The following is an 18,098-nucleotide window of genomic DNA, read 5'->3' as shown; positions in this document are numbered from 1 at the left end:
GGCCGCCTCCACCCCGAGGCATCCGCCGGCCAAGCGACCGACCGCACCCCTCCCGTCGCGGCCAGGACTTCAGCCCCCGTCGGAGACCTCCACGGTCGTGACGACGCGAGTCAGCGACGGGCGCCGGGGTACGGAGCCGAAGCCGAAGCGGACCGGGGGGTGCACGTCGCTCAGTGCGCCCAGGGGCTGTCCGTCCCAGGTCGCGTCCGCCGCGGTGATCGCGCGCAGGTCCCTGGCGGCGTACCACTCTCTGCGCCCCGCGCCCGCGCTGCCGCGTGTCCGCACGCCGCGCATCAGGACGCGGGCCGGCGCGTCGCACAGCGCGGCCCAGCCGGGGCTGCCCGCGAGGCGGCCGGGGACCAGCCGCAGCAGACGCCCCAGCGCGGTGGACCGGCCGGGCGTGAAGGTGAGCCGCAGCGGGCCGGCCGTCACGTCCCAGCGGTCGGGCGCGGGGCCGACGGTGACAGGGCAGATGACGACCTCGTCGAACCGGTACGTGGCGGCGACGAACTCCGCCACGTCCTCCGACGGCGCCAGCAGCACCCGGTGCCCGTCGGCCCGCTCCACCATGACGTCGGCGAACGCGCCCAGCGGGGAGCGCGGCCAGTACCCGACGACGAGGCGTACGCCCGCCGTCGTGCCCAGCCCCGCGATCCAGCCGTCGAAGCGCATGCGGCGCGTCGTGCTCTTCGGTCTCGCCGATGTCATCGGGCGGCGGTGGGCGCTCCCGGCACCCGTCGGTCGCCGCCGTTGTTGTCCTGCCACAGGCGGTAGACGTCCACGGCGCCGTCCCGCGGTTCGTGGCGCATGGGGAGGCGGCGCTCCTGCCACGGTTTGGCGAACTCGTCGTAGAACGTGCTCAGTTCGAAATACTTGCGGTCGTCGGTGTAGTGCGCCTCGTAGGCGTCCCTGGTGGTGACGTAGACGACCTCGTCCGGAGAGCAGTAGTAGAGGGCTCCCAGGCACATCGGGCAGGGCTGTGCCAGTACGTAGATCGTGGTGCCCGTCAGGTGCTCGGTGCCGAGCCGGGTGCAGGCGTCGCGGATGGCCAGGACCTCGGCGTGGGCCGTCGGGTCGTGGGTCTGGGCCACCTGGTTGGCGCGTTCGGCGACGATCTCGCCGTCCTTCACGATGACCGTGGCGAAGGGGCGGCCACCGTCCCGGACGTTCTGGCGGGCCAGGTCGATGGTGCGTCGTACGTAGTCCACGTCGTGCCTCCGGTGGGGTCTTCGGCGGGTGGTGCCCGTCGGTCCGCGGCCGTGTCCGGCGCCGTGTGCCGACCGGCACACTCAGTCTGCGTGACCTGGGCACATAGCGTCCAAGACGCGCTCACCATGTCCGCCATAGATGCCACCTATGGAAGGAGTGCGCGCGGGCCGTCGTCGAGGAGCGGCGTCCGGCCCGCCCCTCCGGCCCACCCACCACTCCTAAGCGGCGCGGCGTTTCGCGGGGTGCTCCTCGGAGCGGCCCGCCGCCCGGCTCCCGGCCTGCTTCTTGCGGCGCTTCTGCGCCGCCGCATCGCGGTGTCCGGAACGTTTCTGCCCGTGAATGAGGCGCAGGTGGCCTCGATGGCGGCCGGCCGCTGACGCGGCACGTCCGTTCAACCGGTCCTCGAACCGGTCCATACCGATCAGCAGCAGTCCCATGACCGGCAACAGCAAGAGAGCGACAACTAGCATCGGCGGCGACCTCCCCGCGGCGTCCCCACTCGCCTGCCCCGCCCGAACGCCTTCACGGACCGAAAGATGTGAAGGTCCCGCAACGCCGCACCTCCACGCGGTCCCCGCTCTCCCGTGTTTCGTCCGCGTCGGCGCGGACATCAGGTCCACACGCCATCGACGCGGGAGAGGATCAGAGCGCATGTCCGACGACTTCCAGGCCTCCGGAGATCCGAACAGGCACCTTTCCGCCGCCGGCCTCATCGGCTGCGCGGTGGAGGCGAGCGACGGTTCGGTCGGTCAGGTCGACCCCACCTCCGAGGAAGTGGCGCCCGACCACCTCGTCATCGACACCGGCGGGGCGCTGCTGAGCAAGAAGGTTCTACTGCCCCTCTGGGTCATCTCGCACGTCGACGAAGCGCATCGCACCGTGTACGTGCCCTGCACGAAGGAGCGCGTCAAGGACGCCCCCCGCTTCGACAGGGACCTCCGCGTCACCGATCCCGGCTACCGGGCACAGATCAACGAGCACTATCTCGACGAGCCCGGAGGCTGACCGACGGCGGCGGACCCGGCCGCCCTCTCAGCTGCCCGCCGGGGACCAGAAGACGGCGGGCAGCGCCTCCACCTCGTCGGCGGCCTGTCGCAGGTCGGCTGCCGTCGACGCCAGCGCGGCGTAGACCGGGTCCCCGCCGGCGGCCATGCGGTCGATGACGGCGGCATTGGTCCGGGCCCGGGTGGCCACCACGCCCCCGAAGGCCGCGCGGTCCCCCTCGTATCCGTAGGCGTCGAGCAGCAGGTGCAGGCGACGGCGCCGGTCGTCGAATGCGGTGAAGCCGGTCCGCGCGACCAGCCGCCGGGCGTGCAACGGCACCCAGGTCAAGGCCATGAACGCCAGGTCGAACGCGCGTGACGAGGGCCCCGCGGTGTCCCAGTCGAAGAAGCCGACGAGCTTTCCCTCGCGCCACACGGCGTTCCATGGAGCGGCGTCGTGGTGGCCGATGACGAGCCCCGGCCGCCAGCTCTGACCGGCGAGCCAGCGTGCGTCCGGGGGCGGCACGAACGTCGCCGTCGCGTCGTGCAGCCTCCGGGCCCAGGCGCCGACGTCGGCCAGTGTGGCGTCCGCGTACACCCACGCAGGCCAGGGCAGATCCTCGCCGACGGTCTCGCCGGCGAGCAGAGTGAGGACCTCACGTCCCTGCTGGTCCGTCCCCAACACCCTTGGTGCTCCGTCGAATTGCCTGTCCTGGAGATGGCGCAGGACCGCGTGCACGGCGGGCGTCCATGGTTGTACGGGCCGGTGGATCGCGTCGCCGATGCGGACGGCGCCCACGGTCCTGCCGCCCGGCAGTCGTTGCTCGTCCATGTCTTCGTTCTACCGCTCCGCTGCCGCCCTCCGCAAAGGAACCGCCCATCGGAATCGGCCGCCGAAGTGGGCTTTTTTAACAGTTTCCTTGATGTTCTGTTAAAAGCTCCTGCTGTCCCGGACCTTGCAGACCCGCGGGTGCCGGCGCGAGAGTTCATGCCGCGGCGGGCCCCACGCCCGTCGCCGGGCAGGAACTCGCCCATCGGTGAAATACACCCCCACTGTCTTCCGGTATTTCCCGAGAGTTCCTGCCTGCCATCCGGAAGGAATCGGTGTGCCCGCATCCCGTAGATACAGATTCACCGCCGTGGCCGCTCTACTCTCGGCATCAGTCGTCCTGGGAACCCAGGTCACGGCAGAGGCACAGGTACAAGCACAGGCACCGGACAGCGCTCCGACCGCGCGCTATCAGCCGGAGATGGTGCGGGCTCTCGCCGCGTCTCTCGGGGTGAGCGAGAAAGCCGCGATCCACCGGCTCGACCGGCAGGACATTCAGCAGGACAAGCTCGCCGAGCTGAAGAAGAACGGGATATCCGAGGACGGTGCCTTCTTCGACGCTTCCGGCAATCTCACCGTGAACGCCGACGACCGCGCCGATGTCGCCGCCATCGAGAAAGCCGGCCTCGACGCCCGGGTACCCGCCCGCGGCCAGGAGAAGCTGGACGAGATCAAGGCGGGGCTGGATGCCGCCGCCGCCCGGCGCGTCCCCGCCGGGATCGTCGACTGGTCCGTGGATCTGGCCGCGGACAAGGTGACCGTCAAGGTCAACAGCGACCGCGGGGCCCCCGCCAAGGCGTTCCTGGCCAAGGCCGCGAAGTACGGCTCCGCCGTACGGATCGTGCGTGGCCGGGAGAAGGCCGCGCCGCAGGCCGCGATCGCCCCCGGCAGCAAGATGACGATCAACGACACCTCCGGGTGGTGTTCCGTCGGCTACGGCGCCCGCGACCGGTCCGGCAGGCAGTACCTCGTCACCGCCGGGCACTGCGTGGCCGACCTGCCCACCCTGCGCTTCGGCGGCGTCGCGTTCGCCAAGGGCGCCGACACCCGCTTCGCGGTCGGTACCCGCAGCGTCGACATGGGCGTGGCCTCCCTCTACTCCGGCCACTCGATCACGACCAGGGTCGGCACCTGGGGCCAGGCCTCCGACGTGGCCGTCAGCGGCAGCCGCCGTGCCGCGTCCGGCGCCGCGATCTGCAAGTCCGGCGCGACCACCGGGTGGACGTGCGGCGCGATCGGCTCGTACAACGTCTCCGTCACCTACGTCGACCAGAACGGCGGCCCCGACACGGTCGTCACGGGTCTCGCCACCTCCAGCGTCTGCACCGAGGGCGGCGACAGCGGCGGCGCGTACATCTCGGGCAACCAGGCCCAGGGCATGACCTCGGGCGGCCCGCTCCACCAAGAGTGCACCGGCGGCGTCAACTCGCGCGGTTCCTCCTATTTTCAGCCACTCGATGACGCCCTCTCGTACTACGGGCTGACGCTCAACACCAACTGACCGGCCTTCGAGGGAAGACCAGGGGCCGACCACCGGCTAAGGTGGGCGGCCCCTGGTCGCCTGTGTGGCCTGAAACCGCCGTTGAGCCGTGCCTTCATCGGAGCGAGGGACCACCGACCCAAGAGCCGATGGTGCCTTCCCGCCCGCTGAAAGACGCCATGCCGAACAACCCCCACGCCGCCGGGCCCGAGACGACCTTCGCGACCGTGTTCCGCGAGGCCCTGCGACGGCGCGGCCTGCCGCTGGAACGCATACGCGACCACCTGCGGGCCCAGCAGATCACCGTCAGCCTCGCCACCCTCAGCCACTGGCAGCGCGGACGCAGCCAGCCGGAACGGGCCCAGTCCCTGCTCGCCGTCGACGCGCTGGAGCCGCTGCTCAACCTGCCCGCGGGCACCCTGCGTTCCCTGCTCGGCCCGCACCGGCCGCGCGGCGGGCCACCGCCCCACGATCCGGCCGCCGCCCGCAAGGTCCTCGGCGAGAACTCCGACGTGGAACAGGCCCTCGGTGACGCGTTCCCGCGCTTCAACGAGGGGCTGCGTCCCCTGACCATCCACGAGACGGTGAGCCTGGACGAGCACCGATCCATCCACGAGACGTCGATCGTCACCGTGGTGCAGGCCGTGCGGGACGGCGTGCAGCATCTGACCGTCGTCCACTTCCTCGACTCCCCGAAGGCGGGGACGGTCGACCTCACCGTTCCCGGCGGTCCGCCGCCGCGCATCCGCTTCCTCCCGGAGCTGGGGTGCGTGGCGGCCGACATCCCCCTCGGCCGCCGACTGGCCCGCACCGAGACGGCCGTGGTCGCCTACACGCTCCGCTCCGCGTCGGACGTCTCCCACCAGCACGAGCGCCGCGTCACCACGCCGCTGCGCACGTATCTGCTGCATGTGCGCTTCCATCCCCGGGCGGTCCCCGTCAGCTGCTGGAGCTATTACCGCAAGCAGATCGGCGCCGAGCCCCGGCACCGCCACCGCTCGACCCTCGACGCCTTCCACACGACCCACCTGCTGCCGGCGCACTGCTCGCCGGGCGTCTACGGCATCGAATGGAAATGGCCGGAGTAAACGCCTGCATGGAGGTGAGGAGTCGGGGCAGACGGATGGATGTGTCACCGAAGTGAGTACCGGTGAGCAAGTGAATGCTGGTGAAAGGGAGACTCCGATGCTGATGGCGCACCCCGCAGTACTGAACGACCTGATCGCGGAGTACGAGACGCTGCGCGTCCTGCACGCCGAGGAAGGCAGCCCGCAGGCACGTCAGCGCATGGATGACATCGCCTACACGCTCTGCGTGTCGACGGGCACCAGCGACATCGACGCCGCTCTCATCGCCGCCCGCAATCAGCTGCCCGGTGCCCGCGTGGAGGACGACTCCCTCCTGACCGGCTGACCGCGCCCCCCATTTAATTCCTATTACTCCCATTATCTGATGCACCAATGACAGCGGCGCCGACGGTCCACTCCGTCGGCGCCGCTGTCAGTGGTGCGTGGCAGGCTCGGGACCATGCTGGAGATCAAGGTCGAGACGGAGAACGGGCGGACGCACACGCGGATCTCCGCCGAGCGCCTGCGCGAGCTGGTGCGTCGCATCGGCGGTGACGGCGACCACTTCCTCGTCGTGCAGCGCGTCCCGGACCTGCCGGATGTGGTCATCCAGGTCGCCCGCGACCTCGGCGGGTCCTTCGACCTCCAGCACCGCACCGGTGCGGGGGCCCGCCACCTGTTCACCACCGAAGTCGCGGACCCGGACGCCGTCGCGGACACGATGATCCGCTGGGCGCGGGAAGCGGACGGCTGGGACACGGGCATCGACTGGCGACGCCTCGACGACCCGCCGCGCGAAGCCGTGCCCGAGCTCGATCCGCGGGTGCGGGAGCAGGTCGAGAAGCGGGTGCGGACACTTTTGCGCGGTGGGTACGTCGACCGGCGCACGCTCGCCGAAGCCGCCGAGGAGTGGCTGGTGGACGGCGAGGACCGGCCGGTGTCCCGGGCTCAGGCACGGCAGTTGGCGGACCGGCTCTGGCTGGAGCGGGTCGCCGAGCAGCGGCAGTGGACCGGCCCCACCGATCCGGACCGGCTCCAGGAGGCCTTCGATGCGCTGGAGTCGACGGGCATCACGGCCCGGGAGAACTTCACCTGCTGCCGCGACTGCGGCCTCGCGGAGATCGGTGCGAGCGGCGCGCGGGACGCGCGCGGCTTCGTGTTCTTCCACGCGCAGGGCACCGAGGGCGCGGCCGAGGGCGGTGGGCTCTCGCTCTACTACGGCGGGTTCGACGGCTCCGCCGAGCGCACGGCGCGGATCGGCAGGGAGGTGTCCGAGGCGCTGGCCCTGGCCGGGCTCTCCCCGGGGTGGAACGGCTCGCCGGACGAAACCATAGAGATAGCGGAGCTGGACTGGCGCAAGCGGCTCGTGGGGTGACCCTCCCGCCCGCGGGCCGTGTCGGTCCTGGGCCATCCTGTGGGGCTCATGGGGCCCGTGGGGCCTGTCGTACGCAGGGTCGCGAGGAGGTCGGCGAGGCCGCCGGGGGCCCGTCCGTGCAGGCGGGCCGCGGTGTGGACCGGGTGGCGGTCCGTACGGGCCACGCGGTGACCGGTCGCGGTGAGCCGGCGCACGAGGTCCCGGTCCTCGCCGGTGCGCAGCGCGGCGAAGCCGCCCACCCGCCGGTAGGCCGACGCCGACACGCCCATGTTCGCGCCGTGGACATGCGGGTGCTCCCACCTGTGCCACCTCGTATCCGTCCCGGCGAGCCGCCGGGTGCGGAAGTACGCGGCGTCATGGCGGGCCACCAGGAGACGGCCGGCGGGTCCGGGGGCGAGCCGGATGGTGCCCAGTACGGCGTCGTAACCGCGTCGCGCCCAGGTGACCTGATGGGCGAGCCAGCCCTCCGGCACCGTGGTGTCGGCGTCGGTCATCGCCAGCCACACATCAGGCCCGGCGCCCGAGAGCAGTTCCATCGCGAGGTCGGCGCCGGCCGCCCGGGCGGCCCCGACGTTGTGTCCGTCGACCGTGACGACGCGGGCCCCGCAGTCGGCGGCGACGGCCGCCGTGGCATCCGTACAGGCGTCCGCCGCCACCACGATGAGGACGGGCAGCGGCGCCACTCGCGCCGCGGCCCGGTGCACGCTGCGCAGACAGGCCGCGACACGGTGCTCCTCGTCGTGCGCGGGGACCACCACGGCGAGGGCCGCGGGGGTCACGCGAGTCCTTCCGCGCGGGCCGGTGAGAGCGCGGGGCCGCCGTCCGGACCGTGCTCGTGGACGGTGAGGGTGAAGTCGGGGTCGTCGTAGCGGGCCAGTCGGCCGAGGCCGGGCAGGGTGTCGAGGTGGTCGGCGATGTCCCGGCCCGTGCAGGTGTGTTCGGCGACGGGGTGGTTCCAGTGCACCGCGACCAGGTGGCCGCCCGCGCTGAGGCTCTCCACGCTCCGCCGGAGGAGACGTGTGCGGGTGTCGGCGTCGAAGTAGTAGAGGAGTTCCGAGAGGACGACGAGGTCGAAGGAGCCCTCGGGCCACTCCTCGGGCACGGTCATCCGCCGCACGCTCACCTGATCCGCTCCTGCGGTGCGCCGCGCGGCCGTGTCGACGGCGGAGGCGACGCGGTCGGTGGCGAGCAGGTGGTCGCAGCGGGAGGCCAGGAGTTCGGTCAGCACACCCACCGAACAGCCGGGTTCGAAGGCCCGCGTGTAGTGCGGTCGGGGCAGCGCCGCCACGGTCAGCCGGTACTTGCGGCGGTCGTACCACCGTTCGCCGAGGTGCCAGGGGTCGACGGAGTGGGCGTACTGGTCGTCGAAGTAGGTGGCGGGGGTGTTCATCGCAGTACCGTCTCGAAGGCGCGGGTGTGGTGGGCGATCTCCTCGGGCGGCAGCACGGGCGGGCCCTGTGCTCCGCGCGGCTCCAGCTGGCTGGCGAAGCGGGCCAGAGCCGCCTTCTTGCGGCCGACCGCCGCCGGGGAGAGCGGCAGGGTGCCGAGCCGGTGCCAGGGGATGCGCGGGTCGTGGGGGCGGGCCCAGTGCCACATCCACACCGGGTACGACCACAGAGGACGCGCGGTGCGCCGGCACGCCCGCCGGGCCGCCCGGCCCGCCGCCTCGTGATCGCTGTGCAGATCGCCGTCCCACGGCGCCACGCAGACGGCCGCGCCGACCCTGTCGAGAACGTCGCCGATCAGGGTGGCGGCGGCGTCCTCGTGTTCGTCGAGTGCGGTGTCGGGCAGTCCGGCGTACACCGGTCGGTGCCGGACACCCAGCTCGCCCAGTGCGGCGGCCAGTTCTGTGCGGCGCCGGGCGGCGAGGGCGGCCTGGGCGGAGGCGGGCGCGGGGCCGTGGGACGCCTCGCCGTCGGTGAGGCAGACGGTGTGCACCGGGGTGCCCGCGGCGAGCAGGGTGGTGATGGTGCCCCCGAACCCCAGGACCTCGTCGTCCGGGTGCGCCGCCACGACGACGACCGGTCCCGTCGGCAGGTCCACGCGCGGGAGGCTCTCGAGGAGCCCCGCGTCCTGCCACCGGGTCTCGTCGGTGCCGGGTGCGTCGATCGCCGCGGCCGCCGCCCGCCGCGTACGCGTCCCGTGGTCGGTCCTCGGGGCGCTCATCGCGCCGCCCCGACCGCCCCGACGGCTCCGAGATCCGCGCTCGCCCCGGGGGCGTCAGGGGTGGCGAGACGACCGAGCTGGGCCAGGTCCGCCTCGGCGTGGTGCTGGCGTATGTAGACCGTCAGATCCGCCACCGCGCGGGCGTGCCGCTCGTCGTGGCAGAGCGGGCCGGCTCCCGTGGCACGCCCGACCCGGTCTAGCACCTCCGTACAGACCTTCTCGACCAGGGCCCGCACCCGCAGTCCGCGCACCCGTGCTTCCGCGCGTTCGTCGAGCGGATCGGCGTCGATGTCGTCGCCGGCCTGCCGCAGCAGGGTGTCCGCGGTGTGCAGGAGTACGTCGACGGCGCCGAGGTGGGCCGCCGCGTGGTCGTTCAGCCGGCCGGCGGCCGCCCGCTCGTACAGCGGCGCGGCGACGGCGTGGGCTCCGCCGAGCCAGCAGGCCGCGACACCGACGCCGCCGTGCAGGAAGCCCGGCCGGTCCAGATAGGCGTCAACCCCGCCGACAGCACGTGCGGGTACGTCGGTGAAGGAGACGTCCGGGCTGTCGCTGCCGGCCATCCCGACGGCGGGCCAGGTGCCGGGCACCGGCGTCACGCCGGGATGGGCCAGTTCCACCGCGAAGAGCCGGTAGCCGTCGTCCGCGTCCGCGCTCACCAGCGCGTATGTACAGGCGTGGGCGCCGGAGCAGTACGGCTTGACGCCGCTGAGCGTCCATCCCTGACCGGTCCGTGTCGCCCGTACGCCGGGGCCCGGCGGGCGCGCCGCCCAGACCCCCCACCGCTCCCCCTGGCCGGGTGCGGAGCCCTCCAGCTCGTGCAGGATGGCCACCGCGTCCAGGTGCCCCTCCGCGAGCCTGGCCAGGGACAGGTCACGCCGCGCCAGAGCCGTGAGCGCCGCGAATCGGCGGGCCGTCGACCGGCCCGGCAGCGGTACGGCGGCGGCCTCCTGCTCGACGAAGCGCGCGAACAGCTCGGGGGGCGTGGTGATCACAAGGACCTCCTGTGCATCCGCAACAACACCGACACCATCGACATGCGTCTGTTAACCGGAGACTTGCACCCAAAACCACCGCGCGCGGGCCGGCAGACATCAGACAGGCAGGTGAGGGGGACAGAGCGTGGACGTGCCCGGGTGCAGTCACAGCATCGGGCAGCACGCGGGCGGCCGCCACTTCGGACCGCGCGCGCCCCAGGATGAGCCCGTGCTGCGCCCCGCCCCCGCGCGTCGCACCCTGGAGACATGGCACCGGCCCCGATAGTCGTGCACCGGCCGTCCCCCTCGGGCGGCCGGCGGGTGACGGTGCGGGGGCAGATCCTCGGGCTGGCCCACTCCGACCGCGACGTCGTGGAGTTCCTGCGCCGCGCCGGGCTGCCGGAGGCGGAGGAGCTGCTCGACGACCCGGCGTGGGTGATGTGGCGCGGCGGCCGCGCCCACCACTACGAGGCGGCGTAGTACGTCGGGCTCCGCCCGACCGGAGCCCCTGCCGGTCAGCGGGGAGCGGCGAGGCCGCTCCGCAGCGGCGTGCGGGTGCGGTGCGCGAGCCGGGCCGTGCGCGTCGCGACGTCGACCGTGTACGCCTCCACGGTCATGGCCCGCTCGGACATCTTCAGCACCATGAAGCCATGGTCCGAGAAGTTCTGCCAGGCCGCCGGATGGTCGAAGTGGGCCGTGCCGTCACCGGCCTTGCCCGCGGCGCCGCAGACGATCTGCCGGGTGCCGCCGGTGCGTGGCGTGGGCTCCAGGATCTGCAGCGTGTGGTCGTGGCCGGAGAGGATCAGGTCGGCCCGCCCGCACACCACCTCCTCGTACAGCTCTTTGAGGTGGATGCCGCTGGTGTAGTTCCCGATCACGAAGCCGTCGTACGAACCGGCGCTGCCGTGCTTGCCGTTGTTCAGGTACGGGTGGTGGCCGAGCACGATCTTCCAGCGGGCCCGCGACGCCGTGAGGGCGCCGTCGAGCCAGCGGCGCTGCTCACGCATGTAGGGGCCGTTCCACCAGTAGTGCGGGTCGAGTTGGGCGACGTACGACGAGACGGGGTTGGTGTCGATGGCGAAGAACTCCACCAGCGGGTCGCCGTCGGCGTCGGCGGCGGGCAGCGCGACGTTGTAGTAGCGGCTCGGCATGTACCAGCGGGGCGACTTCGCGGCGTAGGCGACTTCGCGGTCGCCGCGGGAGGGGTCGCCGCCGCTGCCCGGTATGAGGCCGGAGCAGTCGTGGTTGCCGAGGACCATCAACCACGGTATGTCGATACCGGAGTTGGGGTCCTCGAACTTGGTGCGGAACTCCGAGTCGTCGGCGGACTCGGGGCCGTTCTCGTAGATGTTGTCGCCGAGTCCGACGGCGAGTCCGACACCCTCGGCGCGGCACACCGTGCGGGCCGCGGCCGCCACCGCGCGCTGGGCCTCCTCGCCCGTGCCGGCGTCACCGGTGAGGAGCACCGCGTACTCCCCGGAGCGGTTCGGGCCGCTCGGGAGGGGGAACCCGCCGGTGCGGGCGGCGGCCGCGGCGGGGGCCTGCGCCCCGCCCGGCAGGACGGTCAGCGCGGCGGCTCCCGCCACCACGCCGCCCAGGACGGTCCGCCGTCGCGGCGCCCGCATCTCCCTGACCCGCTCCCCCACCGGCCCCTCGGCCAGGGCGGGGTCGGCCCGCAGCCACTGATCTTCCGTCAGATCCGCGCTCGGCGGTATCAACTCGTCGTCGCACATGGAGGGTTTCTCTCACGGGACGGCGTGACGATGGTGGGGAACCGATGAACTCCTGGTGGACGAATGGCCACGTCTCCAGGTCAGCGAGCCGGCTCAGGCCGCCTCCACGACGTCCGGTGCGCCGGCCGCCTCCGTCCCCTTGGCGAACTGCGTGCGGTACAGCTCCGCGTACCGCCCGTCGAGGGCGAGCAGTTCGTCGTGCGTCCCGCGTTCCACGATCCGTCCCGCCTCGACGACGAGGATCTGGTCGGCGGAGCGCACCGTGGAGAGGCGGTGGGCGATCACCACGGCGGTGCGGCCTTCGAGCGCCTCGTTCAGCGCCTCCTGGACGGCGGCCTCCGAGGTGTTGTCGAGGTGGGCCGTCGCCTCGTCGAGGATGACGACGCGCTGCCCGGCGAGGAGCAGCCGGGCGATGGTCATCCGCTGCCGTTCTCCGCCGGAGAGGCGGTAGCCGCGCTCGCCGACGACGGTGTCGAGGCCGTCGGGCAGGGAGCGCACGAGCTCTTCGAGGCGGGCGCGCCGCAGCACGTCCCACAGGTCGTCCTCGGTCGCGTCCGGCCGGGCGAGGAGCAGGTTGTCGCGGACGGACTCGTGGAAGAGGTGGCCGTCCTGCGTGACCATTCCCAGGATGGCCCGCATCGACTCGGCGGAGAGGTCGCGGACGTCGACGCCCCCGATGCGCACGGCGCCTTCGTCGGCGTCGTACAGGCGGGGCAGGAGCTGCGCGATCGTCGACTTGCCCGCGCCGGAGGAGCCGACGAGGGCCACGGTCTGGCCGGGCTCGGCGCGGAAGGAGACGCCGTGCAGGACTTCGTCGCCGCCCCGGGTGTCGAGGGTGGCGACCTCTTCGAGGGAGGCGAGGGAGACCTTGTCGGCGGAGGGGTAGGCGAACCGCACGTCGTCGAATTCGACGGCGACGGGCCCGTCGGGAACCGGCACCGGCTCCTTCTTCTCCTCGATGAGCGGCTTCAGGTCGAGCACCTCGAAGACCCGCTCGAAGCTGACGAGGGCGCTCATCACCTCGACGCGCGCGCCGGCCAGCGAGGTCAGCGGGGCGTAGAGCCGGGTGAGCAGCAGCGCCAGCGAGACGACGGCGCCCGCCTTCAGGCTGCCTTCCAGCGCGAAGTACCCGCCGAGGCCATAGACGAGGGCCAGGGCCAGGGCGGAGACGAGGGTGAGGGCGGTGATGAACGCGGACTGCGCCATGGCGGTGCGTACGCCGATGTCCCGCACCCGGCGGGCGCGCTCGGCGAACTCCGCGGACTCGTCGCCGGGCCGGCCGAAGAGCTTGATGAGGGTGGCGCCGGGCGCGGAGAACCGCTCGGTCATCCGCGTCCCCATGGCGGCGTTGTGGTGCGCGGCCTCGCGCTGGAGGCGGGCCATCCGGGAGCCCATCCGGCGGGCGGGCACGACGAAGACCGGCAGCAGCACAAGGGCGAGCAGGGTGATCTGCCAGGAGAGCGTCAGCATGACGACGAGGGTCAGCAGCAGCGTGACGATGTTCCCGACGACGCCGGACAGCGTGTTGCTGAACGCCCGCTGCGCGCCGACCACGTCGTTGTTGAGGCGGCTGACCAGGGCGCCCGTGCGGGTGCGGGTGAAGAAGGCGACGGGCATGCGCTGCACGTGGTCGAAGACAGCGGTCCGCAGGTCCAGGATGAGCCCTTCGCCGAGGTTCGCCGAAAGCCAGCGGCTGAGCAGTCCGAGGCCGGCCTCGGCGAGCGCGATGCCGGCGATGAGCAGGGCGTAGCGCACGACGACCGAGGAGTCGTCGCCCGAGACGATGGCGGTGACGACGTACCCGGCGAGGACGGGTGTCGCGACGGCGAGCAGTGCGGTCAGGACGCTGAGCAGCACGAACTGCCAGATGCGTCGGCGGTGGGGCCGGGCGAAGACGCCGATGCGGCGCAGTGTGGCGCGGGCGAAGGGGCGGCGGTCCTGCTGGGCGTGCATGACGCTGTACATCTGCGTCCATGCCGTTGTTTCCATGCTCATGCGGAGAACGTTATGACCTCAACTAAAGTTGAGGTCAAGGGAAGCCCGGCACTTTCACCCCCGCGCCCCCGCCGCGCGCCGGGGCGCCGGGCTCACCTCCCGCTCGTGGCGATCTCCGGGCGGCGTCAGCCGAGTTCGAGCGAGGTGACGCCGAAGACCCGCTCGCGCGTGTACGCCCTGACCGGCCCCGTGTACATGCGGGCCGTGTCGAACGTCGGTTTCATGCCGCGCGCCTCCGCGAGCGCCACCGCCTCCGGGTTGTTCTCGGGCACGTCCATCGCGATGGGCTCCCCGTCGGCCTCGGCGGCCAGCGCGTCGAGGAGTGCCTCGGCGTCCGCGCGGGTGTCCGCGAAGAGCGGACCGACCCGGCGGGCGTCACGGCCGGGGCGGAGCACCCCGTACCCGGTCAGCCTGCCGTCGACGATGCGGGCCAGGGCGCGGTGCCCCGGCGCGGCGAGCCAGGACCGCAGGAAGCGGGGACGGTCGGCGGGCAGGCACGCGCCGTCGTACGCCAGGAGCGCCCGCAGGCCCGCCGCCTCGACGGGGCGTACGTGCCGGTCGGGCACGTCGACCGCGGGCAGCGGGCCGATGTAGCGCAGTGTGCCGTGCTCCCGTTCGAAGCCGGAGCGGCGGTAGTTGTCCTGCTGGGCCGGTACGCCGTCCAGGCCGACGACCCTGTCCCCGGCGTGGGCGAGGCCCGCGCGCCAGGTGGCGAGGCCTAGGCCGTGGCCCCGCCGGTCGGGGCGGACGAGATAGAAGCCGAGGAAGGCGTAGTCGTCCCCGTAGTTGACCACGGAGATCGCGGAGACCGGTTCGCCGTCGACGCGTCCGAGGAAGAAGCCCTCGGGGTCCTGGGCGAAGAACGAGGCGGCGTCGCCGACACCGGGGTTCCAGCCCTCGTCCGCCGCCCAGCCCGTCACCACTCGCCAGTCGTCGAGCGTCGCCCGTGAGATCGCGAGCTGCCCGAGGGCCGAATCCGTCATCGCTGCACCCTTCTCGATCCGACATGGTGCGTCGTGGAGAACCGCACCGGGTGCATCCTGCCCGACCGGGCGTCAGCCGATGCCGGCCACGTGCCGGTCGCGTGCGGCACCGAAGCCGACGACGACCTGCGGCACGAGCAGGACGAGCAACAGGACGAGCGGGACGGTCCAGCTGTGCGAAAGGTCGTGGACGGCGCCGAGGAGCGTCGGCCCGGTGGCCGCGAGGATGTAACCGAAGCACTGGGCCATGCTGGAGAGTTGCGCCGCGTGCCGGGCGTCGGGGGCCCGCTGCACGATGAACAGGAGCGCCAGGCTGATGGCCGCGCCCTGGCCGAGCCCGAGCAGCGTCATCCACAGGTAGGCGCCGCCGACCGGTGCGGCGAGCAGGCCGCCGAAGCCGAGCGCGCAGAGCCCCGCGCCGAGCGCGGCCAGCGTGCCCGGACGCAGCCTGCGGCCGACGATCACGGGGGCGAGGAAGGAGCCCGCGATGCCGAGCAGCGAGGAGAAGGAGAGCATCCAGCCGGCGTCACCGGCGGACATCCCCGCGTCCTGGAAGACGGTCGGCAACCAGGCAGCCGCCGCGTAGTAGTTGAGGGACTGCAGGCCCATGTACGCGGTGACTTGCCAGGCCAGCGGGGAACGCCACAGGCCTCGCACGGGATGTGCCGCCTGCCGCACGGTCTCCGCGCCGACGCGGGTGCGCGACCGGATCTGCGGCAGCCATACGAGCAGGGCGACGACCGCGAGAGCACCCCAACACGCGAGCGTGGTGCGCCAGTTCATGCCGCTGGCGTGCTGCACCGGCAGGGTGACGCCGGCCGCGAGGGCCGCGCCGCCGAACAGCGACATCGAGTACAGGCCGGTCATCAGGCCCGCCCTGGCGGGGAAGTCGCGCTTGATCAGGCCAGGGAGCAGGACGTTGGCGACGGCTATGCCCGCACCGATGACGACGGTCCCCGCGAAGAGCGCGGCCACCGAATCGAGCAGGCGCAGGGCGGTGCCCGCGCAGATCAGCGCCATGGTCCCGAGCAGCGACCGCTCCATGCCGAACCGCCGGCCGAGGCGTGGCGCGACGGGGGCGAGCAGGCCGAAGCAGAGCAGCGGGAGCGCGGTGAGCAGGCTGGTCGCGGCGGCCGACATGCCGCTGTCGTCGCGGATGGCGTCGGCGAGCGGGGAGACGGCGACGAGGGCCGGGCGGAGGTTGAGGGCGAGCAGGACGACACCGAGGGCGAGGTAGAGCCCGCGGCGCCCGGCCACCGAGGAGGAGCGCGCGGACGCCTGGTCCGGCCCCGGGGTCGCGGGATCGTCGGCGGCGCCGTCTCGTACGGCCTCGGGGGCGGCCGGTGCCGCTGTCTCACTCATGTACTGCTCCCGCTTCACGTGCTGGTTCGGTTTTCTGCGTGGCACCCGCTTCACCCCTGTCGCCGCCGTCGTCACCGTCGTCGGTGTGACCGGTGTCGTCCTCCGGCTGCTCGCGCAGGGCGGCCATGCCCTCCGCGAGATGGGCGAGCACCACCGCCTCCGCGGCCTCCGCGTCCCGCGCCTCGATGGCGTCGACGATCGCCTCGTGCGCCGCGAGCTGATGGCGGACGGAGTCCGGGACCGGCGCGCCGAGCACGGACTGCACCGTGGACCGCAGGGCGTCACTGAGGTGTCCGTACAGCTCGGCGAGGACGCTGTTGTGCGCCGCTTCCGCGACCGTGCGGTGGAAGGCCATATCCGCGTCGACGAAGGCGGCCGTGTTCCCGCTCTCCCAGGCGAGGTTGCGCTCGGCAAGAGCGGCCCGCAGGGTCGCGAGGTCCTCGTCGGTACGGCGCTGCGCGGCATACCGGGCGGCATCCCGCTCCAGGCTGGCGCGGACCTCGTACGCCTCGAGGACGCCCGCCCTGCGCAGCCTGCGCTGCACGGCCGCGCCGAAGTCGCTGCTCGCCCGCACATAGGTGCCGTCGCCCTGGCGGGGCTCCAGCATGCCGGTGTGGACGAGGGCGCGGACCGCCTCCCGCACCGTGTTGCGGCCCACGGCGAGCTGCTCCACGAGGAGCGGCTCGGCGGGGATCTTCTCCCCCACCCGCCATTCGCCGTCGGCGATGAGGCTCTCCATCTGGGCGATGACGAGGTCGACGAGGCTGGTCCGGGCGGCACTGCGCAAGGGCACGGTCGGCACACCTTCTCTCTGCGGTCATCTCTGCGGACGCCACACACGGGAACATCCCATGTTTCTCCATAGATGGGAACATCCCATGTTTCCGCTGTCAAATGACGTTTTACTTTCCAGCTTTGGTCTAGACCTTGACAGGTTCAGACCATTTCGCTTGAGTCGCGACACCCCCATGGCGGCGCAGGCCCCAAACTGCCCCGCCCGTAAGGAGAGTTGGCATGATCAGACGCCTCACCGGCTTCGCGGCCGCGCTCGCCGCGCTCGGCGCGATGCTCGTCCTCGGTCCGGGCGCCGCCACCGCCTCGGCGGCCGAGTGCGCCGCGCCGTGGAACTCCGCTTCCGTTTACACGGGCGGCAAGTCAGCCTCGTACAACGGGCACAACTGGACCGCGAAGTGGTGGACCCAGAACGAGACCCCGGGACGCTTCGACGTCTGGGCCGACCAGGGCACCTGCGGCGGCGGAACCGGCCCGGGCGACCCCGACCCGTCCGGGTTCGTCGTCAGCGAGGCGCAGTTCAACCAGATGTTCCCGAACCGGAATTCGTTCTACACGTACAGGGGGCTGACCGACGCGCTCAAGTCGTACCCGGCCTTCGCCAACACCGGCAGCGACACGGTGCGGCGCCAGGAGGCGGCGGCGTTCCTCGCCAACGTCAGCCACGAGACGGGCGGTCTGGTGTACGTGGTCGAGCAGAACCAGAGCAACTACCCCCACTACTGCGACCAGAGCCGGCCCTACGGGTGTCCGGCGGGGCAGGCCGCCTACTACGGGCGCGGCCCCATCCAGCTGAGCTGGAACTTCAACTACAAGGCCGCGGGCGACGCGCTCGGCATCGACCTCCTCAACAACCCCTACCTGGTGGAGCGGGACCCGGCCGTCGCCTGGCAGACGGGCCTCTGGTACTGGAACACCCAGAGCGGCCCCGGCACCATGACCCCGCACAACGCCATGGTCAACGGCGCGGGCTTCGGCGAGACCATCCGCGCCATCAACGGCACCCTGGAGTGCAACGGCGGCAACCCCGCCCAGGTCCAGAGCCGCATCGACCGCTACAAGGCGTTCACCCAGATCCTGGGCACCACACCGGGCTCGAACCTCAGCTGTTGACGCGGCAGTTCATCCGCAGACCCCTCCGGGCGGGCCC

The 18,098-nt window shown here is 72.3% G+C and carries 19 protein-coding genes and 1 pseudogene; 7 read left to right on the top strand and 13 right to left on the bottom strand.

The annotated features are described in order from the left end of the window. Nucleotides 1-69: 69 nt before the first annotated feature. From ACZ7DY_RS02790 to ACZ7DY_RS02780, 3 genes are all read right to left on the bottom strand, one after another. Nucleotides 70-708 (bottom strand): hypothetical protein, encoded by a 639-nt coding sequence (locus ACZ7DY_RS02790; protein ID WP_471129109.1) that lies wholly within the window; start codon nt 706-708, stop codon nt 70-72. Then, nucleotides 705-1,208 (bottom strand): nucleoside deaminase, encoded by a 504-nt coding sequence (locus ACZ7DY_RS02785; RefSeq protein ID WP_471129107.1) that lies wholly within the window; start codon nt 1,206-1,208, stop codon nt 705-707. Before ACZ7DY_RS02785 ends, ACZ7DY_RS02790 begins: the two co-directional genes overlap by 4 nt. Nucleotides 1,209-1,427: 219 nt before the next feature. After that, on the bottom strand, nt 1,428-1,646 hold the full coding sequence (locus tag ACZ7DY_RS02780; protein ID WP_471129106.1) for a hypothetical protein: 219 nt from the start codon (nt 1,644-1,646) through the stop codon (nt 1,428-1,430). A 214-nt stretch (nt 1,647-1,860) separates the two neighbouring features. Here ACZ7DY_RS02780 and ACZ7DY_RS02775 point away from each other — a divergent pair, with 214 nt between their 5' ends. Next, entirely contained in the window at nt 1,861-2,214 is a 354-nt protein-coding gene (locus ACZ7DY_RS02775) for a PRC-barrel domain-containing protein (RefSeq protein ID WP_471129105.1), read from the top strand. Between the two features lie 27 nt (nt 2,215-2,241). Here the strand turns inward: ACZ7DY_RS02775 and ACZ7DY_RS02770 are convergent, their stop codons facing one another. Next, entirely contained in the window at nt 2,242-3,024 is a 783-nt protein-coding gene (locus tag ACZ7DY_RS02770; protein WP_471129103.1) for a phosphotransferase, read from the bottom strand. Nucleotides 3,025-3,472: 448 nt separating this feature from the next. Here ACZ7DY_RS02770 and ACZ7DY_RS02765 point away from each other — a divergent pair, with 448 nt between their 5' ends. The 4 genes from ACZ7DY_RS02765 (at nt 3,473) to ACZ7DY_RS02750 (ending at nt 6,943) form a co-directional block, all read left to right on the top strand. Continuing rightward, on the top strand, nt 3,473-4,522 hold the full coding sequence (locus tag ACZ7DY_RS02765) for a S1 family peptidase (protein ID WP_471129101.1): 1,050 nt from the start codon (nt 3,473-3,475) through the stop codon (nt 4,520-4,522). Between the two features lie 158 nt (nt 4,523-4,680). Then, nucleotides 4,681-5,589 carry a hypothetical protein gene (locus ACZ7DY_RS02760; RefSeq protein ID WP_471129099.1) on the top strand — a complete coding sequence of 303 codons (909 nt, stop codon included), beginning with the start codon at nt 4,681-4,683 and terminating at the stop codon, nt 5,587-5,589. Between the two features lie 97 nt (nt 5,590-5,686). Then, nucleotides 5,687-5,914: a DUF5133 domain-containing protein gene (locus ACZ7DY_RS02755; protein WP_471129097.1), complete on the top strand. Its 228-nt coding sequence runs from the start codon at nt 5,687-5,689 to the stop codon at nt 5,912-5,914. A 114-nt stretch (nt 5,915-6,028) separates the two neighbouring features. Beyond that, nucleotides 6,029-6,943, top strand: coding sequence for a DUF6891 domain-containing protein (locus ACZ7DY_RS02750; RefSeq protein ID WP_471129094.1), 915 nt, complete (start codon nt 6,029-6,031; stop codon nt 6,941-6,943). 170 nt (nt 6,944-7,113) lie between these two features. Here ACZ7DY_RS02750 and ACZ7DY_RS02745 read toward each other — a convergent pair. The 4 genes and pseudogenes from ACZ7DY_RS02745 to ACZ7DY_RS02730 all read right to left on the bottom strand — a co-directional run. Further along, a pseudogene (locus ACZ7DY_RS02745) lies at nt 7,114-7,722 on the bottom strand (glycosyltransferase family 2 protein); the annotation flags it as partial. Continuing rightward, nucleotides 7,719-8,333, bottom strand: coding sequence for an SAM-dependent methyltransferase (locus tag ACZ7DY_RS02740; protein ID WP_471129092.1), 615 nt, complete (start codon nt 8,331-8,333; stop codon nt 7,719-7,721). The gene ACZ7DY_RS02740 and the pseudogene ACZ7DY_RS02745, both read right to left, overlap by 4 nt. Then, a complete protein-coding gene (locus ACZ7DY_RS02735) occupies nt 8,330-9,109 on the bottom strand; it encodes a PIG-L deacetylase family protein (RefSeq protein WP_471129090.1) in 780 nt (259 codons plus the stop codon). The genes ACZ7DY_RS02740 and ACZ7DY_RS02735 overlap by 4 nt, the downstream gene beginning before the upstream one ends. After that, the gene (locus tag ACZ7DY_RS02730; protein ID WP_471129088.1) at nt 9,106-10,101 is read right to left on the bottom strand and encodes an acyl-CoA dehydrogenase family protein; all 996 of its coding nucleotides are present in this window, start codon (nt 10,099-10,101) and stop codon (nt 9,106-9,108) included. The genes ACZ7DY_RS02735 and ACZ7DY_RS02730 overlap by 4 nt, the downstream gene beginning before the upstream one ends. Before the next feature lie 249 nt (nt 10,102-10,350). On the opposite strand from ACZ7DY_RS02730, the gene ACZ7DY_RS02725 reads away from it, so the two are divergent. Further along, nucleotides 10,351-10,563, top strand: coding sequence for a hypothetical protein (locus tag ACZ7DY_RS02725; RefSeq protein WP_471129085.1), 213 nt, complete (start codon nt 10,351-10,353; stop codon nt 10,561-10,563). Between the two features lie 35 nt (nt 10,564-10,598). On the opposite strand, the gene ACZ7DY_RS02720 is transcribed toward ACZ7DY_RS02725, so the two are convergent. The 5 genes from ACZ7DY_RS02720 to ACZ7DY_RS02700 all read right to left on the bottom strand — a co-directional run bounded on the left by ACZ7DY_RS02720 (nt 10,599) and on the right by ACZ7DY_RS02700 (nt 16,949). Then, the gene (locus tag ACZ7DY_RS02720; RefSeq protein ID WP_471129083.1) at nt 10,599-11,816 is read right to left on the bottom strand and encodes a metallophosphoesterase; all 1,218 of its coding nucleotides are present in this window, start codon (nt 11,814-11,816) and stop codon (nt 10,599-10,601) included. 93 nt (nt 11,817-11,909) lie between these two features. Further along, entirely contained in the window at nt 11,910-13,811 is a 1,902-nt protein-coding gene (locus ACZ7DY_RS02715) for an ABC transporter ATP-binding protein (RefSeq protein ID WP_471129081.1), read from the bottom strand. 125 nt (nt 13,812-13,936) lie between these two features. Continuing rightward, on the bottom strand, nt 13,937-14,794 hold the full coding sequence (locus ACZ7DY_RS02710; protein WP_471129079.1) for a GNAT family N-acetyltransferase: 858 nt from the start codon (nt 14,792-14,794) through the stop codon (nt 13,937-13,939). A gap of 72 nt (nt 14,795-14,866) precedes the next feature. Beyond that, on the bottom strand, nt 14,867-16,156 hold the full coding sequence (locus ACZ7DY_RS02705; protein WP_471129076.1) for a CynX/NimT family MFS transporter: 1,290 nt from the start codon (nt 16,154-16,156) through the stop codon (nt 14,867-14,869). Continuing rightward, nucleotides 16,149-16,949, bottom strand: coding sequence for a FadR/GntR family transcriptional regulator (locus tag ACZ7DY_RS02700; RefSeq protein ID WP_471129073.1), 801 nt, complete (start codon nt 16,947-16,949; stop codon nt 16,149-16,151). Before ACZ7DY_RS02700 ends, ACZ7DY_RS02705 begins: the two co-directional genes overlap by 8 nt. A 221-nt stretch (nt 16,950-17,170) precedes the next feature. On the opposite strand from ACZ7DY_RS02700, the gene ACZ7DY_RS02695 reads away from it, so the two are divergent. Further along, the gene (locus ACZ7DY_RS02695) at nt 17,171-18,061 is read left to right on the top strand and encodes a glycoside hydrolase family 19 protein (protein ID WP_471129071.1); all 891 of its coding nucleotides are present in this window, start codon (nt 17,171-17,173) and stop codon (nt 18,059-18,061) included. The last annotated feature ends 37 nt before the right edge of the window (nt 18,062-18,098 follow it).

The organism is Streptomyces sp. NPDC037013, assembly GCF_055607265.1.
This window is presented reverse-complemented; position numbering and strand designations above follow the sequence as displayed.